Genomic DNA, 26,171 nt, shown 5'->3' on the forward strand with positions numbered 1-26,171 from the left:
GGAGACCCGGGATCAGCCCTCCCGGGCCGTTGCGTGACGGACGCGGTACCGCAGATGGGTGGCGTCCCGCCCTTCGAGGTGGCGGACCAGCTCCAGCTCGGTGCGGTCGTCCAGGTTGTCGAACAGCCGCCTGCCTCCGGCGAGCAGGACCGGTACAAGGTGCAGCTCGATCTCGTCGAGCTCACCGGCGCGCAGCAGCGCCTGCGCAGCGCCGGCACCGTGGACCATGACGGCGGCATCGCCGGCGGCGGCTCGAGCGTCCGCGGCACACGCTGCGACATCGGTGTAGAAGCGCGCGGAGCCCGGCGGCTCGTCGCCGTCGTCGACGGAACGGGTCAGCACGTTGATCGGCACCCCGTCGTGGTGGTCGCCGCCCCAGCGGCCGGCCAGCTCGAAGGTGCGGCGACCGGAGATCACGGCACCGGTCGCCAGGGCCTCGGCGTACACCTGGCCGTTGATCCCGGGTTCGTTCCGGTCGTCGAGCCAGTTGAAGAGCCGGCCTCCCCCGCGGCCGAGCTCCTGACCCGGGCGGTCGTCGGGGCCGGCGATGAAGCCGTCAAGCGACATCGACATGTACAGGCGGATCGGCGTCATCGCTTGTTCCCCCTGGTCACGAGGGCTGGTCTGTGAAGTCGGCGCGGGTCATCCCCACCGGGTGGCCGAGTGGCCACTGGACGAGCTCGATGCGGTAGCCGTCGGGATCGACCAGCCACGCCGTCCGCGGTCCATCGAGCCCGCCGGGAAGCTCGACGTCGGAAGGCCGAAGCCCGCGCGCCAGCAGCCGCTCCCGGGTGGCGTCGAGGTCGTCGGCCTGCACGGCCAGGTGATCGAAGCCACCCGGATCGACACGACCGTCCGCGGGGCGGTGCACCAGCTCGAGCGAGACGTCCGGCTCCTCGGGGAGCGCCAGCATCGCCAGCCGCGTCCCCCCACCCACGTCGATGTTGCCGACGACGTCGTAGCCGAGGGCGGTGTAGAACCCGAGTGCGACGTCCAGGTCGCTCACACGGAAGGCGGGGAACAGCGTTTTCATGGCGGTGCCGACTGGTCGGGACCGCCGTACTCATCGCTGGCGAGGCGATCAGTCGCTGATCGGCTCCAGCACGAACACCGGGATCTGGCGGTCGGTCTTCTCCTGGTAGGTGGCGTACGTCGACCACGTGGCCACCGCGAGGTCCCACCACTGCTGCCGCTCGTCGCCCTCCACCAGACGGGCGCGGTAGAGCGCGGGCTCCGGACCGTCCTGGAGCTGGACGACCGGGTCGGCCAGGAAGTTGGCGACCCAGGTGGGGTTGCGCGGGCCGCCTCCGTACGACGCGATGGCGACGTAGACGCCGTCCTTCTCCACCCGCATCACCGGGTTCTTGCGCAGCTTGCCGGACTTGGAGCCGCGCGAGGTGACGACCACGATCGGCCAGTCCGCACGGCCCCTGAGGATGTTGCCCTCCTTGCCGCCGGTCGCCTCGTACGTCGCGACCTGGTCGCGCACCCACTGGGCCGCGCTGGGCTCGTACTCACCTTCGAGGAGATCCGTCATACCTGTCCCAATGCCCGCACCCCGGGCCGGCATTCCCGTGAGGTCAGGTGCCGGCGATCGTGACGGCGAGGCCGGTCAGGTGCCCGAGCCGGGCGATCTCGGAGTCGACGAACTCCGGACCGCCGCGCCGCCCGATCACGACGATCTCGTTGCCGTCGAGCCGCGCGGCCGCATAGAGGGTGACGTCGTCGTCGGTCTCGGCCTCCAGCCGGCGGGGCCCCTCGAGGTCGACGAAGTCGAACTCGTCCGGCGCGGCACTGGTGCCGTGCACGACGCCCTTCGCACGATGCACCCGCGCCGCCCAGTCGGACCGGAAGGTCCGGGGCAGCAGGTCGACCAGCTTGTGGAGCGCGTCGGCCGGCGCGACGGTCAGCTCCTCGACCGCCTCGAGGTCGAGCACCAGGTTGCCGCCGGCCGGGTAGCGGCTGACCCAGACCACGTTCACGCCGTCGATGCCGTTGCACGCCGAGACGATCGAGTCGGGCATGGTGCCCTCGGCGGTCTCGAGCAGCACGTCGTCGAGCGCGACGCCGTCGCGTTTCTCGACGATCTCGATCGCGTCGATGTCGCCGCCCGCCATACCGATCGCGGTCGCGACCCTGCCCAAGGACCCCGGGACGTCGGGCAGCTCGACACGCAGGAGGAACGGCATGCCTGTGAGGCTACTTGCCGGAGGTTGCCGCGCGGTTTCCTGGCCAGGCAGCGGTACGAGGTCAGTCCTGTGCGAGCCGTTGGATCAAACCGGTCGCGCGCTGGGCACGCCGCTCGACCGCGGCGACGACCGCCTCCTGCGTGCCGACGACGTGGACCCGCTGCTTGGCGCGGGTGACTGCTGTGTAGAACAGCTCGCGGGTGAGCAGCGGCGAGTCCTCGGGCGGGAGCAGCAGCGTCACCTCGCCGACCTGGCTGCCCTGGCTCTTGTGGATGGTCATCGCATGCAGCGTCTCGACCGCGCCGAGGCGAGCGGTCGCGAGCCGCAGGTCGCTCCCGACGCCGGCGATCACGCCGCGGAGCCGGTCGCCCTCGCGCACGACCACGCCGGTGTCGCCGTTGAACAGCCCGAGGCCGTAGTCGTTGGCGGTGACCAGGATCGGCCGGCCGGCGTACCACTCCTGCCAGACGCCCTGGTCATGGTCGGAGAGCAGGCGCTCGGTGAGCCGGTTCCAATGGGCGACGCCGTACGGACCGTCGCGATGGGCACAGAGCAGGCGGTGTGCGTCCATGGCCGCCAACGCCCCGTCGGCGTCGCCCGCCACGGCGGCAGCGCGTACGGCGAGCGCGTGCTCGAGCAGCCGGGCGCGGAGTGTCTCGGCGTGCTCGACGGGGTCGTGGAGGCTGACCCGCTCCTCGCCCTCGGTCAGCAGCGCGAGCACCCGGTCGGAATCGCCCTGGCGCAGCGATTCGGCCAGCGCGCCGATGCTCTCGCCGAAGCGATGGGTGGTGCGGAGGCCGGTCACCGCACCTGGCGCTCGATGGGCCAGGCCCTGCACCAGGTCGGCGAGCACGGCTCCGGCTTCGACGCTGGCCAGCTGGTCGGCATCACCGACGAGGACGAGGCGCGCATCGGGACGCACCGCCTCGAGCAGTCGCGCCATCATCGTCAGCGAGACCATCGAGGTCTCGTCGACCACCACCACGTCGTGGGGCAGCTTGTTGCGACGGTGGTGACGGAACCGGTTGCGCGAACCCGGCATCCACCCCAGCAGTCGGTGGAGGGTGGACGCCGTGAGCCCGGTCAGCCGGTCGCGGTCGGCATCGGTGAAGCGGTCCTCCGCCTGCGCCTCCTCGACCGCCTGCTGCAGGCGCGCCGACGCCTTGCCCGTGGGCGCGGTGAGGGCGACGCGGAGCGGGCGGTCGGCCTGTCCGGTCAGCAGCGCGAGCAGGCCGGCCACGGTCGTGGTCTTGCCGGTGCCGGGACCGCCGGTGAGCACGGTGGTCCACTGGCGGGCGGCGGCGAGCGCAACGGTCCGCTGCTCGTCGTACCCCTCCGGGAACAGGCGACCGGCCGTCGTCGCGAGCACCGCCTCCTCGACCACCGGCGGCGGCGCAGCGATCCGGCGCAGCAGGTCGTCGCGGACCTGCCCCTCCTCGCGCCAGAACCTGTCGAGGTAGAGCAGTGCGCCCTCGCGGCGGAGCACCCCGGCACTCGACAGTGGGCTGGCGGTGACGGCGGTCTGCCAATCGTCCCGGTCGGGCCACGGCAGGTCCTCGGCACCCTCGCTCGCTGCCAGGTCGGCGAGGTCGACGCAGACGGACCCGTGCCGCGCGGCGCGCACGGTCACCGCGACCGCGAGCGCGACCTGCGGGTCGTCCTCGCCGGCAAGGGCACAGATCCGGGCCGCCGCGTGCACGTCGGCTGCCGTCAGCAGCCCGCCCTGGTTGAAGGTGGCGAGCAGGCCCGTGGCACCGGCGGCGATCCGGTGGTCGTCGCGCTCCTCGACCTCGAACAGCTCAGTCATCGCACACCGTCCAGGAGTTCGGAGAGGGCGAGCACCAGAGCGGCGGACGGCTGCCAGCTGAACACGCCGCACGGGTCGCCATCGACCTCCGGCGTCTCCGGACCGCACATGCCGCGGACGTAGAGGTAGAGCACACCGCCGAGATGGGTGTCAGGGTCGTAGCCGGGCAGTCGCCAGCGTAGGTACCGGTGGACGACCACCGAGTAGAGCAGCGCCTGCAGGGGGTAGTGCGAGTGGAGCATGGCCTCGGCCAGCCGGGCCGGAGCATAGTCGGCCGCGGTCACCGGACGGCCCACCTCACCGAGCCGGTTGGTCTTGTAGTCGACGACCACGAACCGCCCCGAGGGCAGCCGGAGCACGACGTCGATGCTGCCGGACAGGTAGCCACGGAGCGCCTGGTCCGCCAGCGGTGGCAGCTCCAGTTTGTCGGCATAGGCGACCATCGGGTCGCCTGCCGCAAGATGCGCACGCAGCACCGGCGCGAGATCGCGCAGCCGCGCCTCGTCACCGCCTCCCGGCAGACCGCGGGTGAGGTCGCCGCCGGCGAGCGGGATCTCGAAGTCGAGCTCGCGGAGCCGGTCGCGCAGCGGGATCTGGGCGAGCGTGAGCCCGTCAGCGAGCGGCCCGAGGGAGGTGGAGTTCATCGGCAGCAAGGCGGCGCCGAGCTCGTCGGGAGTCGCTTCCGACGGCCACCACCTCAGCTGCTCCGCGGCTCGCACCCGGAGCTCGACGCCCAGATCGGGCGCTTCCGGGTCGGCGTGCTCGAGGATCGCGTGGACCAGCGACCCGAAGCCGGCGCCGGCCGGCAGGTCTGCCATCGGCGACGGCATCTCGGCAAGGTCGTCCACGTCGACCCCGGTGTCGGTCGGCAGCTCCTCGGCGTCGTCCTCCCCCGGCTCGTCGTCCTTGCCAGGCACCTCCGGCTCGCTGGTCGCGATCGCCTGCTCCTCGACCCGGATCAGCCCGGAGTACGACGTACGCCGCCACTCGGTGTCGATCGCCCTCCCGAATGCCCGGGCCGCCAGTGGCTGGTCGTCGCTCCCGGGTGCGCCCAGCCGGGTGGTGGCAGCCTCGGCGACCTCGGCGGCCGGGCCGCCGTACTGGGTCTCGATCAGACCGAGGATGTGCGCGGCCCGCTCGTCGGGATGGACGAGGGCCGACGGCGGCACCTCGCGATCACCCGGGCGGCGGCCGAAGAGGATCCGGGTCAGCGCTCCGCGCTCCGTGCCGTCCGCCGGCGCCCACCACGTCACGACCTGCGACTGCGCGCGGGTGAGCGCGACGTAGAGCTTGCGCAGGTCCTCGCCGGCGTCCTCGGCCTGGTGGGCGGCGAGGCTCCCAGCCCACTGACGGCCACTGCCACCGACGTCGATCACCCGCCGCAGCACGCCCGCGACCGAGCGGTCGTGGAAGAGAGCGGTCGTCGCCGGTCGCTCGTAGTAGTTGAAGGCGTAGGGCAGGTAGACGACGGGGTACTCGAGGCCCTTGCTGCCGTGGATGGTGACGATCTGCACCGCCTTCGCGTCGGAGTCGAGCCGGCGCGGCCGTTCGCCGGCGGCCGTACGCAGCCGCTCGTCGCGAAGCCACTCGAGGAGGGCGGTCAGGCCGAGCCGTTCCCGGACAGCGCGGTCGTGGAGCAACTGCCCGAGGTGACGGATGTCGGTGAGCAGCCGCTCGCCGCCGCGCCGGCCGAGGATGCGATTGCTCATGCCGCGTTCCTCGAAGGTCTCGACCAGCGCAGCGACGCCGCGGGTGCGCAGCAGGATCGCGCCGTCACGGAGCTCGTCGGCGACCTCGCCGGTGAGGGTGTCGCCGTGCGCGACGATCCCGCGGACGTCGTGGCCGTAGAAGCAGGTGAGCGCGGCGGACCGCACGAGCGTCGGTCGGTGCGGAGCGTCGAGCGCCTTCAGCAACGTCAGCCACTCGTCGGCTGCCGGGGTCAGGAAGATGTCTCCGCCGCCGTTCAGGACGACCGGTACTTCACGCCGCTGGAGCGCCGCCTGGATCCGCTCACCCTGGCCGCGGTCTGCGACCAGCACGGCGACCTGGTGGGCCTCCAGCGGAGCGCCGCACCAGGTCGCGCCGCTACTGAGCAGCTCGGCGACGTCGCCAGCGAGGTCGTCGGCGATCCGGTCGCGAGCAGCCCACCACGACACCACGCCGTTGTTCTGCTTGAGGTCTCCGCGGGGCAGCCGCCGCACCCGGAACGGTGCTGGGTGCGGCGCACCCGCCAGCCGGGACTCCTGGTGGAAGGCGACGACCGGGTGGACGACGATGTCCGGGCTGCCGAGCCCCGCGTTGCCGAGGGCGGCGTCGAGCCTGGCCACCAGAGCGCCGTCGGAGCGACGGTTGGTCGCCAGGGTGTAGCGGCTGCTCGCCGCGGCCGCCGCAGCGAGGTAGGTGTCGACGTCGCCGCCGCGGAAGCCGTAGATCGCCTGCTTCGGGTCGCCGATCAGGATCAAGGTGGAGTGGCCGTGGAAGGCGCGCTCGAGGACCTGCCACTGCACCGGGTCGGTGTCCTGGAACTCGTCGACCAGCACGATCCGCCACCGGTTGCGCATCCGCGCCCGCGCCGGCGCGTCGTCGTGGGTGAGCGCCTCGGCCAGGCGAGCCAACAGGTCGTCGTACGACTGGATGCCGAGGCGCTGCTTACGCCGCTCCACCTCGCTCCGCGCCCGGCGCGCGAGGTCGGCCCGCGCCGCGGCCAGCGGGTGCGACTCGTCGGTGGGGGCGAGATCGACGTTCTGGTGGGTGACCACGTCGCGAGCGATGGCGGCTGCCGTCGCGCGGTCGATCGGCGGGACCCCGTCGCGCCGGCCGTTGTCGGCGAGATAGAGATCGTCGACCACCTCGAGCACCAGCTCATCGAGCGACTCCACCAGAGTGGCGGTCGTGTCGCTCTCGCTGGCGACGCCGAGGGAGCGCAGCACCACGTGACAGAACTGGTGCGTGGTCGCGATCGTCGCGCTGTCAAACGCGGCGAGCGCGTCGCGCAGGCGCTCGTGGCGAGCCGCGAGCTCACGGGGGTCCGTGTCGAGCAGGTGGGCCAGCAGCTCGTTTTCCGCGATGGCGTCGCCGGTCGCCAGCTGCCGGGCGAGGACCCGCTCGGCAGCGGTGAGCTGCTCCCGCACCCTCGCCCGCAGCTCCTGGGTCGCGGCGCGGCTGAAGGTGATGACGAGCATCTCGCCGAGGGTCGCGACACCCTCCGCGACGTAGCGCGCAACTAGGGCGCCGACGGTGAACGTCTTGCCGGTGCCGGCGCTCGCCTCGAGCAGGGTCGTGCCGGTCGGCAGCGGCCCGGTCAGGTCGAAGGAGTGCAGCTCTTCGCTCACCAGCTCCCCACCTCGCTCTCGAGGAGGGGGTCCCAGACCCGCATCGCGAGGGCACCGAGCCGCGACCTCTCCGCGCCCTCACCCGGACCGGACGCACCCGGCAACGGCGAGCGCTCGCCCCACACGAGGACGTGCTCGGCGTCGGCGACCTCGCCGGGGAACTTCCCGTCCTTGCGCCAGAGGAAGCCGACCTTGTCGAGCGCGACCTCCGGAGCCATCTGCGTGCGCCGGTGGCGGGCGTATTGCAGCGACGTCTTGAGCGGCAGCGGTAGCGGCGCAACGAGTCCTTCGTCGCGGACCGCGACCAGGTCTCGCAGCCACGCGTGCGCCCGGTGGTCGAGCGGGCCGAGCCGCGACGCGTCGAGGTCGGCACGTCCCCATCCCTCCGGCCGGCCCAGCGTGAGGCTCCGCCACGGACGGTCCTCGTCGCTCGACACGAGCGCGAGCAGCTTGACCCACGACTGCAGCCGGTGCTTGGGACCGAGCCGGGAGTAGCTGACCCGCACCAGCAGGTCGCCGTACAGCTCCGGGACGGTCCCGCGGAGCCGGCGTCCGTCCCCGAGGTCGACGTCGACATCGACCGCCCTCGGTGCGCTGCCGATATGGGTGAGTGCTGCGGCCGCGAGCGGCCGCGCGCGGCCGACGACCTTCTGCAGGGTGCGCTCGCCGAGCTCGCCCGGGGGTACGACGCCGCGGCGACGCTCCCGCTCGACGGCGGCGTCGGGATGGTGGCCACGCATCAGGTCGCCGAGGACCCGGTCGCCCACCGCCCACTCCTCCAGCGGCTCGAGCGTGATCGGGATCCGGTCGTCGACCGGCTCGTCCTCGCGAGGCAGCGCGATCCCGAGCCGCTGCTTCAGGAAGCCCTTGACCGGACCGCCGAAGAAGTCGACCAGGTCGTCGAGGGCGACATCCCCGGGATCGGGAGGCGCCAGCGCGCCCGCGAGGAACGGCGGCACCTCGTCGCGCTCCCGCTCGACCGCGCGAGCACCCGCCAGGGCGAACCGGTCGAATGCGAAGGGCACGTCGGGTACCAGGCACCCCGCCGTGAGGTTGCGCCGGTCGAACGGCTGCAACGGGTGGGCGATCGTGATCGCTTGGGAGACCTGCCGCCCATCGCCGGTGGTGGCGGTGAGATCGAGCGCGTCGAGCAGCTCTCCGACGGGCACGGCCGGCGACCGGCCCTGGCCGGTGTACTCGTTGGCGCCGGTGTAGGTGATGACGAGGGTGTCGGTCGCGGCGAGCACGGCGTCGAGCAACAGCTGCCGGTCCTCGCTTCGCGGGTCGCGCTCGCCCGTCAACGGCCGGCGGGCCAGCACGTCGTCGCCATCGGTCACGCCGACGCGCGGGAAGATCCCGTCGTCGAGGCCGAGCAGGCAGACCACCCGGTGGGGCACGGACCGCATCGGCACCAGCGTCGAGACCGTCAGCACTCCGGTGCGGAAGTTGGCGCGGGTGGGCCGGCCGGCGAGTCGGTCGGAGAACATCGCGCGCACGTCGGGGAGCCGGAGGTCCACGTCGACCCCGGCGGCGGAGCGCAGCCCGTCGAGCTCGCGCTGCACCTGCCCGAGTTGCCAGGAGTCGGTCGACCGGACTGCCGTCAACGCACCGACGCCGTCCTCGATGGCCTGCAGCCAGTGGTCGAGGGAGTGCGTGCCGACCAGCCGGTCGGTGACCGCCTCGAGCCGGGCGACGAGCTCCGTCAGCCGCCCGATCAGGTCGACGTCACCGCTGCCGACGTCGTCGAGGGGCAGCGTCCCGCCGAGCATGATGTCGCTGTCGTCGGACAGCGCCACCCCGGTGAGCAACCGGTCGAGGCCGGTCCGCCAGGTGTTGTCGTCGTAGTCGTCGAGGCCGAACTCCGCCCGGTGCGTCGCGTCGAAGCCCCACTTCACTCCGGCCTGCTGGACCCAGGTCGCGAGCAGGTCGAGGTCGTCGGCGCGGAGACCGAACCTCCGGCGCACGGGCTCTGCGTGCGCCAGGTCGAGCACGTCGCCGACACCGGCCCGGCCGCCGGCGAGATCGAGCAGCCGGGCGACCACGGCCAGCAGCGGGTTGGTCTGGTCGAGCGCCCGGTCGGCGAGGCTCACCCGCAGCCGGTGGGCCGGGTGGCCCTCCGGCCCCACCACGTCGGCGAGGCCGAACGCCGCCGACAGCAACGGGGCGTAGCTCTCGATGTCGGGGCACATCACCAACATGTCGCGGGGTTCGAGGTCCGGGTCGTCCGCGAGCAGGCCGAGCAGCACCTCGCGCAGCACCTCGACCTGCCGGGCCGGTCCGTGGCACGCGTGGAGCTGGACCGACCGGTCGTCCGGTCGCAGCTGGCGCGCCGCGGCCGGGCCCGGGGCGTTGGCCCGGAGGTCGGCCTGGAGCCAGCCGAGCAGGGTTTCGGGCGCACCAGGCTCGGCGGCCGGCAGTTCGTCGACGTAGGCCACGGTTGCCAGCGTCCGCTGCAGCTCCCTGGTGTCGCGGCCGAGCGTCGCGAGCAGCGGGTGACCGACCTGCAGGTGCGACCGGTCCTCGATGCGCGGCACGACCCCGGCGAGGTCGGAGAGCCGTGACCACAGCGCGGCCGACGGGTGCGGGAGCCACAGGTGGACGGCGCGGTCGGCGGCCAGCGCGTCGAGCAGAGCCAGGTCGCCCGTGGCCAGCCGGGTGTGGCCGAACAGGTTGACGCGCGACGGCAGGTCGACCGTCGTGGGATCGGCGCGCAGCCGTTCGATCGCGTCCGCCTGCCGACGAACCGGGTCCGGTCCTTCGACGGCTGCCGCGAGCCGACGCCAGAGCTCGGGCTGCCACCTCAGGTCGTCCGGGATCGGCTCGCCCGCGCCGTCCGTGTCGAGACCGGCAGCCCAGCCGGCGATCAACTCCGGCCTTTGTCCGGCGTACGACGCGAACAGGCCCGCCAGCCGGCGCGCGGTCGCGAACCGGCGCCCCCTCCGCACCTCGCCCGCATCACCCTCGAGGTGGTGGCCGAGGTGCCGCGCGAGGGTCGCCGCCCACGGCTCGCCGACGGCAGCATCGATGACGTGGAGAAGCGGCCAGACCAGCGCATCGGCCGACCAGGGATCGTCGTCGGGGCGCCCGGAGACGACCCCGAACAGCGAGCGCGGGCTCCGGAAGTCGACCCCTGCGCACACGCCGTCGCCGCGATCAGGCGCGGTGCCTAGCCGGTGCGAGAGCCGCTGGGACAGCCAGCGCTCGACCCCCTTCGCCGGCACCACGATCACCTCGGCCGCGAACGGGTCGGCCAGCGGCGACGCCAACAGCGCGCCGAGCTGGTCGGCGAGCTGGTCGGTGCGCGCAGCGCGGTGGAGGTGGAGGGTCATCGGAGGCTGAGGCTAGTCCTGGGGTACGACGGGTCGCTGCAGGTCCGTGCCCTGCTTCAGTCGTGCTGTCGGTGCTGCCGGTGCTCCTCGTCGGCCTCGTGGATCTCGCCCTCGAGCGCCGCGACGGCATGCGGCTTGCCGTGGAAGCGCCGGTAGGAGTAGACGATCAGCACCAGGGCCAGCAGACCGGACACGATCTGCGTCACCCCGGTCCAGATGCCGCCGGGCAGCCACCAGCCGTCGTCGAACCACCACCACGAGGGGGCACCGGGTCGGACGATCCACAGCACTCCGCAGCCGATCAGCGCGAAGGAGAAGACAGTCGACGAGATGATCCGCGGCCAGGTCTCGACACTCTGGGCCGCGCCCTTCAGCGCGCGGAGCCGGACCGGCTCGACCCAGCGCTCGGCCCACTCGTACTGCTGCGACAGCACCGCGAGACCGGCGAACATCAGGAGCAGCCCGGGACCCGGGAGGACCAGCGCCGCGATGCCGGCGACGAGCAGCACCCAGCCGAGCACCTCGAGCGCGACTCGCTTGGCAGCACCGGTCATGGCGCCATCCTGTCCTATCGATCAACCACCGAACCGGTTCAGGTACGCCAGGGCGTCGTCGTCCGCATTGCCGTGTGCGGCTGCGATCCGCGCCCAGTCCATCGCCATGGTGTGGAAGCGCAGCGGGTTGTAGACGTCCTCCTCGCGGGAGAACAGCCCGTCGCCGGCGTACGTCATGATCGTGATGTTGGGCTCCTCGAGCATGGTGCCGTCGCCCGGATCGGGCATCGGGTTGCGCACCTCGCAGACCAGCCGTGCGGCGTCGGCGTCGACGACCTGCCAGCTCAGCGGGAAGCCGGTCATGACCCGTCCCGGGTACGTCGTCATCGTGCGCACCGACCACGCCCGGATCTCCTCGCGGCCGCGGAACGTGCCCATCGCGTGCTCGACGTACTCCGCGTCGGGGGTGAACAGGTCGGCGTAGCCGTCCCAGCTGCCGGTGGCGACGAAGCCCGTGACCTGCTCGTGGAACGCGGCGTAGGCGTCGGTGATCTCGGTATCGGTGAATCTCACGCCACGATCCAAGCACTAGGCTCGCAGCCATGCCGCGCCCGACGCCCGTGAGCAAGCGGAGCCCGTTCGGCGCACGCATCCTCGGGCCGCGCGAGCAGGAGCCGCGGCGCCTCCGGATCCGGATCCAGCTGTTGCTCACGCTGGTCCTCGTCAGCACCAACGTGCTCGGCGCGGGCGTCGTCTTCGTCGTCAACAACTTCGCCGTGCCTGCGCCGGAACCCAACGACGCGATGCTGGTCGCGCTGGCGATCGGGGTGCCGGCCTACGTCGTCACCGCGGCGATCGTCGGCGTGATCTGGGGCACGGCGACCAGCCTGCGCGCGCTGCGCTGGGCGACGTTGGGCACCGACGTGGTGCCGACGGAGAAGGAACGACGGCAGGCACTGAACGTGCCGCTCCAGCTCACGATGATGCAGCTCGCGCTGTGGCTGGCCGGCAGCTGTGTGTTCACCGTCCTCGCGATCGTGCTCCAACCCGAGCGCGCGCTGGCCACCGGGCTCACCGTCGGCATCGGTGCGCTCGTGGTGGCCGGCATCTCCTACCTCCTGACCGAGTTCACCCTCCGTCCGGTGGCGGCACGGGCGCTCGCGGACACCGAGGTGAACCAGAAGGCGCGGTTCGTCGGCGTCGGGCCGCGGATGGTGATCTTCTGGGCGATCGGCACCGCGGTCCCGGTCGTCGGCCTGATGATCGCCGCCATCCTGGCCATCGTCGACGAGGGAGAGACGACCCTCCGCCAGCTCGCGGTCGTCACCCTTGTCGTGTGCACCGCGGTGCTGACGTTCGGGTTCGTGCTGACCGACCTCAACGCCCGTTCGGTCGTGGCCCCGATCATGTCCGTGCGCGAGGCGCTGCGCTCGGTGGAGGAGGGGGACCTCGACGTCGACGTGGTCGTCTACGACGGCACCGAGCTGGGCGCGTTGCAGAGCGGCTTCAACCAGATGGTCGGTGGGCTACGGGAGAAGGAGAAGCTGCGTGACCTGTTCGGTCGCCACGTCGGTCACGAGGTCGCGGCTGCCGCGGCCGCGGTCGAGACCGGGGAGGTCGAGCTCGGCGGAGAGTCCCGTGTTGCTTCGGTGCTCTTCGTCGACCTGGTCGGCTCGACGGCGTACGCCTCCGACCACGACGCGGCCGAGGTCGTCGCCGTGCTCAACCGCTTCTTCGGCGTCGTCGTGGACGAGGTGGACCGGCGCGGAGGTCTGGTCAACAAGTTCATCGGCGACGCGGTGCTGGCGATCTTCGGTGCTCCCGTGCCCGACGAGGATCACGCCGCGTCGGCACTGGCGGCCGCCCGCGAGATGGCGATCCGGCTGGAGGAGGAGCTCCCGGAGATCGGCGCCGGCATCGGGGTGGCGACAGGGACGGTCGTCGCCGGCAACGTGGGGTCGGAGTCGCGCTACGAGTACACCGTGATCGGTGACGCCGTGAACTCCGCGTCCCGCCTCACCGAGCTCGCCAAGGACGTCCCCGGTGGTGTGCTCGCGACCTGGGACACCGTCGTCGCCGCGGTCGAGCGGGGCGACGCCGACGCGGCCGCCCAGTGGCAGAAGTGCGGTGCGAAGGTGCTGCGCGGGCGCACGGAGAAGACCGCGCTCGCGACACCCGTGTGGGACTAGCCCAGCTGGTCGAGCACGTGGACGACCCGGCGCAGGATGGAGTCGAGGTCGACCTCGGGATAGACAGCCGACACGACCAGGTCGCGCTGCAGCACCGCGAGGCCGTGGACCGCCGCCCAGCCGAGGGTGGCGAGCTCGGCGGTCGGTACGTCGGCGCCCCAACCCCGCGCCTGCGCCGCCGCGATGGTCGCGAGCATCAGCTCACGCTGCGCCAGCCGGGCGGCGAGGAGCCGCTCGTCGTCGTTGCGAAGCAGGTCGGGCCGGTACATCAGGTCGAAGAGCGCGGCGTGCCGGCGGGAGAATTCGACGTACGCCGCCCCGGCCGCAGCGACCTGTTGACCACCCTCGACCGGTACCGCGGCGATCGCCTCCTGCGTCTCCTCCAGGAGCAGGTCGTGGCCCTCGGCGGCGAGCGCGGTGAACAGCCCGGCGCGGTCGACGAAGTGGTGCGCCGTGGCTTGGTGGGAGACACCGCAGCGGCGCGCGATCGCGCGCAGGCTGGCGCGTGCGGGACCGGTCGCAGCGATCTCGGCCTCGGCCGCGCGGAGCAGCCGGGCCCGGAGATCGACGGTCGACTGCCGGCTCACGCTGTCTCCGCCGTCCCGCCGGGCCACCACAGCCGCGGTCCCAGCAGAGTCGCGATCGCCGGCACCAGGAGCGACCGGACGACGAACGTGTCGAGCAGCAGCCCGGCGCCGATCGTGAAGCCCACCTGCGTCATCGTGGTCACGCTGCCGGCCATGAGCGCGAACATACTCGCGGCGAAGATGATGCCGGCAGAGGTGATGACGGAGCCCGTTGCAGCGGTCGCCCGGGCGATGCCCTCCGCCGAGCCATCGGGTGCTTCCTCGTGCATCCGCTTGGTCAGCAGCAGGTTGTAGTCGGCTCCGACCGCGACCAGGATCGTGAACGACACCGCGGCCACCGTCCAGTCGATGTCGTGCCCCAGCGACAGCTGCCAGACCAGCACCGAGAGCCCGATCGCCGACGCGTAGGAGAGGACGACGGTCGCCATCAGCACGGCGGCTGCCACGAGGCTCCGCAGCAGCACCAGCAGTACCAGGAAGACCGCGATCAGTGCGGCCAGCGCGACCACGCGCATGTCGGACTGGGAGTAGTGGGCGAGGTCGGCGTTGGTCGCCGCCATTCCGGTCACGCTGACCTCCGCGTCGTCGAGCCGGGTGTCGTGGAACGACTGTTCGATCGTCTCGCGGATCTCGACGGTCCTGGCCGACGCCTCGTGGTCGAACGCATCGGTGCCGCCGAGCACGGCGAACCGGGCCGTGCGACCGTCGTCGGACAGGAACAGCCCGATGGCCGCGGCGAACCGCTCGTCCTCGAGCGCGGTCGGCGGCAGGTAGAACCCGCCGATGCCCGGATCCTTGGCGACCGCGCCGGTGCGGCGGAGGTACGTCGCAGCGCGGCTCAGTCCCTGTCGCAGCTCGGGCAGGGACGCGGCGACCTCCTCGGTGCCGCCCTCGAGCTGGTCGGCGCCGTCGGCGAGCTGGTCGGCGCCGTCGGCGAGCTGATCCGCCCCGTCAGCGAGACCACCGAGCTGGTCGGCGAACAGCTGCTGGCCGTCGGCGAGCCGGTCCGCGCCCTCCCGCGCGAGTCGGAGTCCGTCCCGCAGCCGGCGGAGGCCGTCCTGGAGGCCGACCGTGCCGTCGGCCAGCTGGTCGGCGGCCCGGGCGGCGTCCCGCAGACCGGGCAACAGCCGGTCGCGCTCGGCGACCCAGATCTGTCGGATCCCCTCGCGAGCCTGGCGGCATGCGGGATCCAGGTTGCAGGTCAGGCTCTTGGTGCGAAGCGCGTCGTAGGCGAGTCCGAGGCCGTCGACCGCGAGCTGGACCTGGTCCGCCCCGGTGCTCAGACCGCGGGCGAGCTGGCGCATGCCGGTCGCCAGCTGCCCCGTGCCCGCGACCGCGTCGTCGGCACCGGCCAGCAGCCGCCGTACTCCCAACTCGAGCTCGGCGGTCCCGCTGACCAGGCGGTCGGCGCCGCCGACGGCACTCTGCGCACCCTCGGCGAGTCGTCCGGTGCCGTCGCTGAGCTGGTCGGCCCCGTCCACCAGCTGTCCGGCCCCGTCGGCGAGCTGCTGGGCGCCCTCCTCGCCTTCGCCGACCCGGTCGGACGCCCGGTCGAGGCGGACGCCGACGATGCCGGCCTGGCGGGCGACTGTTGCCTTGGTGATCGGCTCGCCGAGGGGCCGGGTGATGCTGCGGACGAGCACCACGCCCTCCTCCTGCGCCGCCGCGGACGCCGCACGTTCCAGGAGGGCCAGGTCGCGCGCGTTGCGAAGGTCGTGGTCGGCCTGGATCAGCACGTAGTCGGGCAGGATCTCGTTGACCGGGTAGTGCCGGTCGAGCAGCGCGTAGCCCCGGTTGCTCTCGGTGTCGTCGGGCTGGGAGTCGCGGGTGTCGTAGCTGACGTCGAGCAGCGGGGCAAGGGCCGCGAGCGCGACCAGCGGCACCAGGGCGACCAACAGCATCCGGCCCGGACGAGTCGCGACCGCACCGGCGAGCCGGGGCCAGAACGCCCCGGTCCGCTCCGCGCGCGGCTCGCACCAGCCGCGGCTGCCGGCGAGCGCCAGCAACGCGGGCGTGAGCGTGATCGCGACCGCGAGGTTGATCGCGACGCTGACCGCGATCGCCGGACCGGTCGTGGTGAAGAACCCGAGCTCAGCGAGGAGCATGCAGCCGCAGGCGAGCACCACGGTCAGCGCCGAGCCGACGATCACGCTGGTGACCCGGGTGCCGGCGGTCGCCGCCGCCTCGCGGGGTTCGACACCTGCCCGCCGCAGCTCCTGGTAACGGCTCACCAGGAAGATCGCGTAGTCGGTGCCGGCACCGAGCACTACCGCCGTGAGGAAGGAGCCGCTGAAGGTCGAGACCGTGAAGACGCCGGCCAGGCCGCACCACGCCGTCACCGCACGGGCCAGACCGAGCCCGAGGCCGACCACGGTCAGCACCAGCGCCGTCACCGCGAACGAGCGGTAGATCAGCCACAGCAGGAGGGCGATCAGGCCGATGCTGACGACCGTGATCCGCAGCACGCTGTGCTCGGTCTCGGTGGCCAGGTCGGTGATGGTGGCGGTCGGCCCGGTCACCTCCGTGGTGAGCCCCGCGGGCGCCAGGTCGTCGACCACGTCCCGTACGGCGGTCACCTGCCGGATCGACGACGGGGCGCCGGTCTGCCCGGTGATGCCGACGAGGAGGTAGCGGGCCTCGCCGTCCTCGCTGGTCAGGGGATCGAGCAGCTCCGGGTCCTTCCGGACGTCCTGGACGAAGGACACGTTCTCCTCGTCCTTCGTCAGCACCTCGGCGAGCCGACCGGCGTACTTCCTGTCGGCCGGCACCAGACCGCCGTCCCGCTCCATCGCGATGACGACGAAGCTCTGGCTGCCTCCGTTGCCGAACGCCTCGTCCATCTCGGCGACAGCGACGATCGAGGGGGCGTGCTCCGGCACCACCGGCGAGGAGTCGCGGGCCGCGACCTCCTCGAGCTGCGGCACCAGGATGTTGAGGACGGCCGCCAGCGCCACCCAGGCCAGCACCACCCAGCCGGCCCGCGCCGCGGAGAACCGCGCCAGCCCCGAGACGCCTCCGTCGTCGGTCATCCCGCTCCCCATGGCTTCCTCGGTGTTCACTCCTTGCCACTGGCAAGCAGCATTTCACCGCAACCTAGGGCCCGCTCCTTGCCAGTGGCAAGCGGGTGTGACCCGGCTCATCTCAACCGCGACCCGGCTCATCTCAACGCTGACCCGGCTCGTTCAAACGCGACGGGTCGGCGTGCAGACGCGACGGGTCGGCGTGCAGATGCGACGGGTCGCGGTCAGACGGAGGTGGCGTCGCTGGCGGGGTCGACCAGGATCTTGGCGTGCCGTTCGGGATCGCCGAGCGCCTCGAACGCTCCGGCGACGCCGCCGAGACCGACGGTCCCCGTCACGAGCGGCGCGACGTCGACCTTGTCGGATGCGATCCATTGAAGGGTCTGGTGGAACTCGCTCGGGTCGTAGGCGAACGCGAACCGCAGCTCCAGCTCCTTGTTGATCGCCATCGACGGCCGGAAGGAGTCGGCGCCCATGCACACGCCGACCACGACGACCCGGGACAGCAGCGGCGCGGACGACACGATGTGCTCGATCATCCCGGGCACGCCGACGCACTCGAACACGACCGGGCCGCGGGGCGTCGCACCGGCCTTCTCGGCGGCGCGCAGGACGTGCGCCCACGGCAGCAGGGGTACGGCGCGCAGCTTGTCCATCGCTTCGAGGCCGAGCTCGGCCAGGGCGATCGGGCTGGTCAGGTAGCGCCGCGACTCCTCGAACGAGCTCCACGGCGAATCCGCGGCAGGGTCGACGACGACGTCGGCACCGCACTTCTCGGCGAGTGCCCGGCGACCGGCTGAGAAGTCGCTGGCGATGACGTGCCGGACCCCAGTCGCCTTGAGCATCAGGATGACGGCGAGCCCGATCGGCCCGCACCCGACGACGACCGCGGTGTCCTTGGTGCCCACCTGCCCACGGCGTACGGCGTGCAGCGCGACGGCCATCGGCTCCGTCAGCGCGGCCCGCTCGGCGTCGAGCCCGTTGGGGACGCGCATCGCCATCGAGGCGGTGACCAGCACCTGCTCGGCGTAGCCACCTGACGCCCGCTCGCTCAACCCGGTCAGGTGCACCGAGTCGCCAGCACGTAGCACCGGGAGCGCGACGACCCTCGTGCCGACCTGCCACGACTTCCTGGTGCGCGGACCGTAGTCGGCGACCGTGCCGACGAACTCGTGTCCCATCACGACCCGCTGGTCGGAGCGCATGAAGTCGTCGTACCCCAGCGCCGCGACGTCGTCGGCGGTCTCGTCGCAGTGCAGCCGCGCGTGCAGGTCGGAGCCACAGATCCCGCACCGCTCGACATCGAGCAGCACCTGACCTCTCGTCGGGGTGAGGTCGGCAACCTCTTCGACCTCGAGCTGCCCTTGGTGACAGGTGACCGCGCGCATGCCGGGAGCGTACGACGTCGCCGCGTCAGGCCGCGTCAGGCCGCGTCGAGGATGCGGGCGACACCGGCCCGGGCCACGGGGTGGTAGCCGGCTGCGGCCGACGCGAAGATCTCGCGCGCCCGCTCCAGCCCGCGCGGGGTCGCCGCCAGCTTCGTGTAGACGCGGCGCAGGTAGAGCGAGCGCCCGTGCCGGGCGAGGAACCCGGCCACCGCAGCGTCGGCCTCGTCCGCACTCCAGACGTACTCACTGCCGATCGCCAGCTCCAGCCAGGCGGTGAGCACCTCGATGTTGCGCTGGCCGCTGAAGCCGAAGGTCCGGTCGAGGTCGGCCAGGATCGGGTGCGGCACGTCGGCCGGCAGCGCCCTCAGCAGGTGCACCCACTGCTGCGGCGCCCACCCTGCGGTGTCGAGGTCGGCTGCCGCCGTGCCCGCGACGAGGGCAGCGGCCTGCCGGTCCACCCGGTCGAACGCGTCGGACGGGAGGTCCGGCGCGTTGGTAGGAACGCCCGGGCCGTAGACCCACGCCTCGATCTGAACGTCAGACTCCCCCACCCCCGCCGGCTCCAGCACCTCCGCGCGCAGGAGTGCCAGGAAGGTCGCCGTGTCCATCGACTGGAACGCGAACCGGTCGAAGTAGTCGGCCAGGAACGCGTCGAGCCGCTCGCGGCCGACGGCGTGCTCGATCATGCGCAGGAAAAGCGAGCCCTTCTCGTAGGCCACCAGGTCCGGGCCGCCCTCGGGATCGCGGTCCGCCAGGGCGAGCGACAGCCACGTGTCCCTGGCCGGGAGGGTGGCGATCTCGGTCTCGAGCGCCTGCCGGCCCAGCCGGAGCAGCATCGCGGTGTAGTCCGCGCCGAACAGCTCCTCGTCGATCCGGGTCTCGAAGTAGACGGTGAAGCCCTCGTTGAGCCAGATGTCGTCCCACGTCGCGTTGGTGACCAGGTTGCCCGACCACGAGTGCGCGAGCTCGTGCGCGACGACGGTCACCAGGGAGCGGTCGCCGGCCAGCAGGGTCGGGGTCACGAAGGTGAGCCGGGGGTTCTCCATCCCGCCGTACGGGAAGCTCGGCGGCAGCACGAGCAGGTCGTAGCGCCCCCACCGATAGGGCCCGTAGAGGCGCTCGGCGGCCTCCATCATCCGCTCGGTGTCGGCGAACTCCCACGCCGCGGCATCGACGACCGCAGGCTCGGCGTAGACACCCGCGCGCTCGCCGAGCGGGCGGAACTCCAGGTCGCCGACGGCGAGCGCGACGAGGTACGACGGCACCGGCTGCGGCATCGCGAAGGAGTAGACGCCGTCGGCCGTCCGCTCGGTCGGGTTCTCCGCGCTCATGACCGCGAGCAGCTCGGGGGGCACGCGCACCGTCGCCCGGTAGGTGTGGCGGACGGCGGGTGTGTCCTGGCACGGGATCCACGACCGCGCCAGGATCGGCTGGGACTGGGTGAAGAGGAACCGCTCGCCCGTCGTCTGGGCCGGGTCGAGCCACTGGAGCGCGCGGGCACCCTCGCCCGTCGCGTAGTCGACGACCACCGTGTCCGCGCTCCCGGCCACGATCGTCAGCGGACGACCGAGGAGGGGGTGCGGTTCTCCCAGCTCGTGCTCCAGCGCAGTGCCGTCAGCGGCGGTGACCGAGCGGATGTCGAGGTCCCACGTGTCGAGCACGACCGCCGTCGCGCCGGGCGTGCTCCGGTCGAGGGTGTACGTCGCCCGGCCGGTCAGCCGCCGGGCGTCGAAGTCGACCGTGACGTCGAGGTCGAGGTGCTGGACCGCGATCTCGTTCGGCCGCGCGTGCGAGTGCGGGTCATGGGGATACGACATCCCCGGAGCGTACGGCGTCCCTACGCTTGGTCGAGGGCGTCGGCGACCCGGCGGTGGGCCGCCCAGATCTCCTCGGGCAGGCCTTCGAACTGGCTGAGGTGCTCCTCGCGGAACTTCATCTCCTGCTGCCAGCGCGCGGTGTCGATCGTGAGGATGGTGTCGAGGTCGGCCAGCGCCTGCTCGTCGAGGCCGTCGAGGTTGAGCTCCTCGCGGGTCGGGATGATGCCGACCGGGGTCTGCTGACCCTCGACCTCGCCGTACTTCAGCTGCATCAGCCACAGCAGCGGCCGGAGGTTCTCGCGGTAGCCGGGCCACAGGAAGCGGCCGTCCTCGCCACGCTGGAACCAGTTGACGTGCGCGAAGATCGGCTTCTCCTTGGCGGCGCCGATCACCTTGAGCCAGTGCGCGGCGTAGTCGGCCTCGGGGTAGGACATGAACGGACGCATCGACATCGGGTCGTAGCGGAGCACGCCCTCGAGTCCGTCGGCGGCCGCGGTCGCCTCGGCACCCAGGGTGAGGCCGTCGTAGACGCCCTCGGCGATGTCGTCGATCGCGCGGATCAACGGCTCGCGGTCGCGGGTGCGACCGCCGAAGATGATGCCGTGGATCTCGACACCGGCGGGGTCCTCGAAGTCGGCCGCGACGTTCGGGACGTTGGCCAGCGTGGTCGTGAAGCGGCTGTTGGGGTGCGCCCACGGGGCGTCGGCGTTCTCCGGGGCGCGGTCGGCGATCCGGTCGCCCTTCCAGTCGAGCCAGCCGTCGAGATCGGTCGGCTTCTCGCCGCGACCCTCCCACCAGACCTGCTGCGTCTTCTCGTTGTAGGCCACGTTGGTGAAGATGGCGCCGGTGCCGGGGACGATCGAGTCGATCGCGGTCGGGTTGGTCTTCTCGTTGGTGTCCTTCGCGACGCCGAAGACGCCGTTCTCCGGGTTCATCCCGTACAGCTTGCCGTCGTCGCCGATCCAGAGCCACGCGATGTCGTCGCCGTAGAACTCCACGTAGTAGCGGTCTCCGAGTGCATCGGGCGCCAGCGTCATCGCGAGGTTGGTCTTGCCCGAGGCGCTCGGGAAGCCACCGCAGATGTTGTACTTCTTGCCGGTCTCCTTGTCGGTGATGCCGAGCAGCATGAACTGCTCCACCAGGAAGCCGTTCTTCCAGCCGTCGTAGGAGCCTTGGCGAAGGCCGTGGGCGATCTTGCCGAGCAGCGCGTTGCCGCCGTACGACGAACCGAAGTGCAGGATGGTGCGCTCGTCGGCGACGGTCACGAAGTAGCGCTTGTCGTCGGGCGTGCCCTGGCCGAGGTTCTCCAGGTCGCCGGTGACGTGCACGGCCTTGACGAAGGAGTCGCCGAGGTCGTTGATGTACTCCACGCCGACCCGCGCCATGCGGATCATCTGGAGCACGACGTTGCGGTTGTCAGTGAGCTCGACACCCGCGGCGAAGTTCTCCAGCGGGGAGCCCTTCGGCGCCATCAGGTAGGGGATGACGTACATCGTCTTGCCGGCGGAGGCTCCGGTCATCAGGTCGACGAGCAGCGGCTTCATCTCCGAGGACGGCCGCCAGTTGTTGTAGGTGCCCTTGTCGGACTCGCTGCTCGTGGCGACGATGGTGCGCTCCTCGGCGCGCGCGGTGTCCTTGAAGTAGGACCGCGAGTAGTAGAGGCCCTCGCCCGCCGGCAGCAGCTCGCCCGCGTCGAGCGACTCCTGGACCAGACGTGCGTCGTCGGACGCGGAGACGACCTCGACCCTCTCGGCGCCGGTGATCCCGGCCCAGTGAGTGACGTACTCCCGAACATAGGTGTTGGTGAGTCCCGCCTCGTCGAGCACCCGCTCCACATCGACCATCTGTCTAGCCTTTCGCGTCCGATTGGGTGTGGGCACGCTACCTCAGTCCCAGCAGCCCGGATTCCCCATGTGGCATTCGCCTGAACCGTGGACACCGTCGTCCGCGACGGGCATCACCATGACACTCACGAACGCCCGAGTGCACATCGGGGTGAATTGGATCGTTCGAAGTCGTACAGACCGCGGGCGGGTCGCTGGCGCCGCCGCACCAGTGGGATGACGGAGGCCCTGCCGACCATCGTCGCTGCCGCGACGACGGCCGCGGCCGCCGTGAAGAAGGGGAGGAGGTCGCGTCCGCCCCCTGCCGCGAGCATCAGCCCCAGCACCACGAACACGAGAGCGAAGCTGACCAGGCCGGTGACCACGACGTGCACGACCTGCGAAGCGTGGTGGCGGCAGACGAGGTGGATGACCGGTACGCCGACGAGCGCGAGCGGTAGCGCGACCACGGCCGCGAACACGAAGTAGTAGCACCAGAGGAGCGGCGCTCCGACGACGTACTCCTCCGTGACTTCGCCCTTGATCACCCCGGCCAGGGCGACCGGGAGGTACAGGCCCTGCCACACCGCCTGCACGCTCACGACGCCCGCGAGCGGCTCCTCGACGCCACGCTGCGCACCGTTGCCGAGCAGGGCATCGCACGGGTCTCGGCCCGCACGGTGGCGGCGGAGGCGGGGGTCAACCAGGCGCTGGTCTTCTATCACTTCGGATCGGTCGACGACCTGCTCGCCGCTGCGTGCCAGCGGGGCGCCGAGGCGCGCGTCGAGAGGTACCGCGCGGCACTCGAGGACGTCGGCTCCCTGTCCGAGCTCGTCGTCCTCGCCCGTCGCCTTCACGCGCAGGAGCGCGAAGCCGGCAACGTCGCCCTCCTCGGCCAGCTGCTGGCGGGCGCGCAGTCCCACCCCGCCCTCGCCGATCCCACCGCGGCAGGCCTGGCGCTCTGGGTCACTGAGGTCGAACGGGTGCTGCACCGACTCCTGGAGAGGACCCCGCTGCACGGGGTCGTCGACGTCCCCGGCCTGGCGCGCGCGGTCAGCGCGTCGTTCGTGGGTCTCGAGCTCTACGAGGCCGTCGACGAGGAGGGCGCCAACGCGGCGATCGCGTCCCTCGAGCAGCTCGCGAACCTGCTGTCCGCGTTCGAGGAGCTGGGTCCCATCGCCGACCGTGCCGTCCGGCGACGGCTCCGGCGTACTACGTCGGGGTAAGAGTCACTCCCCGATGTAGGACATGACGTGCTTGATGCGCGTGTAGTCCTCGAGGCCGTACATGGAGAGGTCCTTGCCGTAGCCGGAGTGCTTGAAGCCGCCGTGCGGCATCTCGGAGACGAACGGGATGTGGGTGTTGATCCACACGACGCCGAAGTCGAGCTTGCGGCTCATCCGCATCGCGCGGCCGTGGTCGGCGGTCCAGACGGAGGAGGACAGCCCGTACTGCACGCCGTTGGCCCAGCGGAGCGCCTCGCCCTCGTCGGTGAACCGCTGGACGGTGATGACGGGGCCGAAGATCTCGGTCTGGATCTGCTCGTCGTCCTGCTGGAGACCGGAGAGCACCGTCGGCTCGTAGAAGTAGCCCGCGTCGCCCACCTTGCTGCCACCGGCCTGGACCGCGGCGTGGTCGGGCAGCCGGTCGACCATCCCGGCGACCCTGGCCAGCTGGTCGGCGTTGTTGAGCGGGCCGTAGAGCACGTCCGCGTCGTCGGGCATGCCGGTCTTGGTGTTGCGGGCCTGCTCGGTGATCGCGGAGACGAAGTCGTCGTGGATGCCGGGCCCCGCCAGCACCCGGGTGGCCGCGGTGCAGTCCTGGCCGGCGTTGTAGTAGCCGGCGCCCGCGATCGCCTCGGCCGCCTTCTCGGCGTCGGCGTCGTCGAAGACGATGACCGGGGCCTTGCCGCCGAGCTCGAGGTGGACCTTCTTCAGGTCGGTCGCCGCGCTGCCGGCGACCTCCATGCCTGCCCGCACCGATCCGGTGATCGCGACCATCTGCGGCGTCGGGTGGGCGACCAGCGCGCGGCCGGTGTCGCGGTTGCCGGTGACGACGTTGAGCACGCCGGGCGGCAGGAACTCCTGGCAGATCTCGGCGAGCAGCGTCGAGCTGGCGGGCGTCGTGTCGCTCGGCTTCAGCACGACGGTGTTGCCCGCCGCTAGCGCGGGAGCGATCTTCCAGATCATCATCATCAGCGGGTAGTTCCACGGCGTGACCTGTCCGACCACGCCGATCGGCTCGCGCCGGACCCAGCTGGTGTGGTCGGTGAGGTACTCCCCCGCCGACCGGCCCTCGAGCACCCGCGCGGCGCCCGCGAAGAACCGGAAGTGGTCGGAGCTCGGTGGCATCTCGTCGCCGAGCATCGCCTGGGTCGGCTTCCCCGTGTCCCGCACCTCGACCGCCGCGATCTCCTCGGCGCGCGCGTCGATCGCGTCGGCGATCTTGAGGAGCGCGGTCGCCCGCTCCTGCGGGGTCGTGGAGCCCCAGTCGTCGAACGCTGACGACGCCGCGGCGTAGGCGCGGTCGACGTCCTCTTCGCCGGACATCGGAGCCTGGGCGTAGACGGCGCCGGTCGTGGGATCGATGACGTCGTACGTCGCTCCGCTCGCGGCGTCGACGAGCTCCCCGCCGATGACGTTCTTGAAGGTGAGGTCGGCCATGGACCGACTCTAGCGGCGTCGGACGACGAAATCAGCGGGTCGGATCGCCCTGTTTTCTGCCGATTCCGTCGGTCTGCCGCTTCCGGTCGACTGATTCACTTGCGAGGCGGCATCCGATCGATCACCATGGGTGGATGGACGACTCCGCTCTGCAACGCGCCGCGAAGGACCACCTCTGGCTGCACTTCTCGCAGCACGGGCGGTACGTCGGAGACGGCCCGGAGCACGACGTACCCATGATGGTGCGCGGTGAGGGCGTCTACCTCTACGACAGCGCGGGGAAGCGCTACCTCGACGGCCTGGCCGGCCTGTTCGTGTCGCAGCTCGGGCACGGTCGGCGAGAGCTCGCGGAGGCCGCGGCGAAGCAGGCCGAGACGCTCGCCTTCATGCCGCTGTGGTCCTACGCGCACCCGCCGGCCATCGAGCTCGCCGCCAAGATCGCGGAGTATGCCCCGGGCGACCTCAACCGGGTGTTCTTCACCTCCGGCGGCGGCGAGGCGGTCGAGTCGGCGTGGAAGCTGGCGAAGAACTTCTACAAGGTCACCGGCAAGCCGATGAAGCACAAGGTGATCAGCCGCAACATCGCCTACCACGGCACGACCCACGGCGCGCTGTCGATCACCGGCCTGCCGGGGCTCAAGCAGCAGTTCGAGCCGCTCGTCCCGTCGACGTTCCGGGTGCCGAACACCAACCTCTACCGCGCTCCTGCCAATACCGCGGGGCCTGACGGCACCGACGCGGTCGCGTTCGGCCGGTGGGCCGCCGACGAGATCGAGGTCGCGATCCTCAACGAGGGGCCGGACAGCGTGGCCGCCGTCTTCCTCGAGCCGGTCCAGAACGCCGGCGGCTGCTTCCCGCCTCCCCCGGGTTACTTCGACCGGGTGCGCGAGATCTGCGACCAGTACGACGTGCTGCTCGTCTCCGACGAGGTCATCTGCGCGTACGGCCGGCTCGGCTCGATGTTCGGCGCCTCGGCCATCGGCTACCAGCCCGACATCATCACCAGCGCCAAGGGTCTGACCTCCGGCTACGCCCCCCTCGGCGCGATGATCGCGTCCGACCGGCTGTTCGAGCCGTTCTCGTCGGGCAAGGCGATGTTCGCCCACGGCTACACGTTCGGCGGACACCCGGTCTCGACCGCGGTCGGCCTGCGCAACATGCAGATCTTCGAGGAGGAGAAGATCCTCGAGGGCGTCCAGGCCAACGCGCCGGCGTTCCGGAGGACCCTCGAGCGCCTGCTCGACCTGCCGATCGTCGGCGACGTGCGCGGCGAGGGCTTCTTCTACGGGATCGAGCTGGTCAAGGACAAGACCACCAAGGAGTCCTTCACCGCCGAGGAGTGCGAACGGATCCTCTACGGCTTCGTCTCCAAGGGCCTGCTCGACGAGGGGCTCTACTGCCGCGCCGACGACCGCGGCGACCCCGTCATCCAGCTCTCCCCGCCGTTGGTGTGCACCCAGGAGCACTTCGACGAGATGGAGCAGATCCTGCGCTCGGTCCTCGACAAGGCCTTCACCCTGATCTGACCCTTCG

19 protein-coding genes are annotated in these 26,171 nt (G+C 71.6%); 3 read left to right on the plus strand and 16 right to left on the minus strand.

The window, feature by feature from the left end; translation table 11 throughout:
* Positions 1-12 precede the first annotated feature (12 nt).
* From SHK19_RS20420 to SHK19_RS20460, 9 genes are all read right to left on the minus strand, one after another.
* Positions 13-594: a dihydrofolate reductase family protein gene (locus SHK19_RS20420; RefSeq protein WP_322454567.1), complete on the minus strand. Its 582-nt coding sequence runs from the start codon at positions 592-594 to the stop codon at positions 13-15.
* Between the two features lie 16 nt (positions 595-610).
* Positions 611-1,033, minus strand: a complete 423-nt coding sequence (locus SHK19_RS20425) for a VOC family protein (RefSeq protein WP_322937309.1) — start codon at positions 1,031-1,033, stop codon at positions 611-613.
* Between the two features lie 48 nt (positions 1,034-1,081).
* Positions 1,082-1,537, minus strand: a complete 456-nt coding sequence (locus SHK19_RS20430) for a nitroreductase family deazaflavin-dependent oxidoreductase (RefSeq protein ID WP_322937310.1) — start codon at positions 1,535-1,537, stop codon at positions 1,082-1,084.
* 43 nt (positions 1,538-1,580) lie between these two features.
* Complete coding sequence (locus tag SHK19_RS20435; RefSeq protein ID WP_322454564.1) at positions 1,581-2,189, minus strand: ACT domain-containing protein; 609 nt, start codon at positions 2,187-2,189, stop codon at positions 1,581-1,583.
* A 61-nt stretch (positions 2,190-2,250) separates the two neighbouring features.
* Entirely contained in the window at positions 2,251-3,996 is a 1,746-nt protein-coding gene (recD, locus tag SHK19_RS20440) for an exodeoxyribonuclease V subunit alpha (RefSeq protein ID WP_322937311.1), read from the minus strand.
* Complete coding sequence (locus SHK19_RS20445; RefSeq protein WP_322937312.1) at positions 3,993-7,328, minus strand: UvrD-helicase domain-containing protein; 3,336 nt, start codon at positions 7,326-7,328, stop codon at positions 3,993-3,995. Before SHK19_RS20445 ends, recD begins: the two co-directional genes overlap by 4 nt.
* Positions 7,325-10,657, minus strand: coding sequence for an exodeoxyribonuclease V subunit gamma (recC, locus tag SHK19_RS20450; RefSeq protein WP_322937313.1), 3,333 nt, complete (start codon positions 10,655-10,657; stop codon positions 7,325-7,327). The genes SHK19_RS20445 and recC overlap by 4 nt, the downstream gene beginning before the upstream one ends.
* 56 nt (positions 10,658-10,713) lie before the next feature.
* Positions 10,714-11,211 carry a PGPGW domain-containing protein gene (locus SHK19_RS20455; protein WP_322937314.1) on the minus strand — a complete coding sequence of 166 codons (498 nt, stop codon included), beginning with the start codon at positions 11,209-11,211 and terminating at the stop codon, positions 10,714-10,716.
* Between the two features lie 21 nt (positions 11,212-11,232).
* The gene (locus SHK19_RS20460; RefSeq protein ID WP_322937315.1) at positions 11,233-11,724 is read right to left on the minus strand and encodes a nuclear transport factor 2 family protein; all 492 of its coding nucleotides are present in this window, start codon (positions 11,722-11,724) and stop codon (positions 11,233-11,235) included.
* A gap of 29 nt (positions 11,725-11,753) precedes the next feature.
* Here SHK19_RS20460 and SHK19_RS20465 point away from each other — a divergent pair, with 29 nt between their 5' ends.
* Positions 11,754-13,340, plus strand: a complete 1,587-nt coding sequence (locus SHK19_RS20465; RefSeq protein ID WP_322937316.1) for an adenylate/guanylate cyclase domain-containing protein — start codon at positions 11,754-11,756, stop codon at positions 13,338-13,340.
* Here the strand turns inward: SHK19_RS20465 and SHK19_RS20470 are convergent.
* From SHK19_RS20470 to SHK19_RS20495, 6 genes are all read right to left on the minus strand, one after another.
* A complete protein-coding gene (locus SHK19_RS20470) occupies positions 13,337-13,927 on the minus strand; it encodes a TetR/AcrR family transcriptional regulator (protein ID WP_322454557.1) in 591 nt (196 codons plus the stop codon). The genes SHK19_RS20465 and SHK19_RS20470 overlap by 4 nt on opposite strands.
* Complete coding sequence (locus SHK19_RS20475; protein ID WP_322937317.1) at positions 13,924-16,956, minus strand: MMPL family transporter; 3,033 nt, start codon at positions 16,954-16,956, stop codon at positions 13,924-13,926. The genes SHK19_RS20470 and SHK19_RS20475 overlap by 4 nt, the downstream gene beginning before the upstream one ends.
* A gap of 215 nt (positions 16,957-17,171) precedes the next feature.
* On the minus strand, positions 17,172-18,335 hold the full coding sequence (locus SHK19_RS20480) for a zinc-binding dehydrogenase (protein WP_322454555.1): 1,164 nt from the start codon (positions 18,333-18,335) through the stop codon (positions 17,172-17,174).
* Positions 18,336-18,370: 35 nt separating this feature from the next.
* Complete coding sequence (locus SHK19_RS20485; RefSeq protein WP_322937318.1) at positions 18,371-20,152, minus strand: M1 family metallopeptidase; 1,782 nt, start codon at positions 20,150-20,152, stop codon at positions 18,371-18,373.
* A gap of 20 nt (positions 20,153-20,172) precedes the next feature.
* Positions 20,173-21,996 (minus strand): phosphoenolpyruvate carboxykinase (GTP), encoded by a 1,824-nt coding sequence (locus SHK19_RS20490; protein WP_322937319.1) that lies wholly within the window; start codon positions 21,994-21,996, stop codon positions 20,173-20,175.
* Positions 21,997-22,121: 125 nt separating this feature from the next.
* Positions 22,122-22,577 carry a hypothetical protein gene (locus tag SHK19_RS20495; protein ID WP_322937320.1) on the minus strand — a complete coding sequence of 152 codons (456 nt, stop codon included), beginning with the start codon at positions 22,575-22,577 and terminating at the stop codon, positions 22,122-22,124.
* A 54-nt stretch (positions 22,578-22,631) separates the two neighbouring features.
* Between SHK19_RS20495 and SHK19_RS20500 the strand changes: the two genes are divergently transcribed.
* Complete coding sequence (locus SHK19_RS20500; RefSeq protein WP_405030516.1) at positions 22,632-23,201, plus strand: TetR/AcrR family transcriptional regulator; 570 nt, start codon at positions 22,632-22,634, stop codon at positions 23,199-23,201.
* 3 nt (positions 23,202-23,204) lie between these two features.
* Here SHK19_RS20500 and SHK19_RS20505 read toward each other — a convergent pair whose 3' ends face one another.
* On the minus strand, positions 23,205-24,638 hold the full coding sequence (locus tag SHK19_RS20505; RefSeq protein ID WP_322937321.1) for a gamma-aminobutyraldehyde dehydrogenase: 1,434 nt from the start codon (positions 24,636-24,638) through the stop codon (positions 23,205-23,207).
* A gap of 134 nt (positions 24,639-24,772) precedes the next feature.
* On the opposite strand from SHK19_RS20505, the gene SHK19_RS20510 reads away from it, so the two are divergent.
* Positions 24,773-26,164 (plus strand): aspartate aminotransferase family protein, encoded by a 1,392-nt coding sequence (locus SHK19_RS20510; protein WP_322454550.1) that lies wholly within the window; start codon positions 24,773-24,775, stop codon positions 26,162-26,164.
* Positions 26,165-26,171 lie beyond the last annotated feature (7 nt).

The sequence above is a fragment of the Nocardioides bizhenqiangii genome (assembly GCF_034661235.1).
Taxonomy (GTDB): domain Bacteria; phylum Actinomycetota; class Actinomycetes; order Propionibacteriales; family Nocardioidaceae; genus Nocardioides; species Nocardioides bizhenqiangii.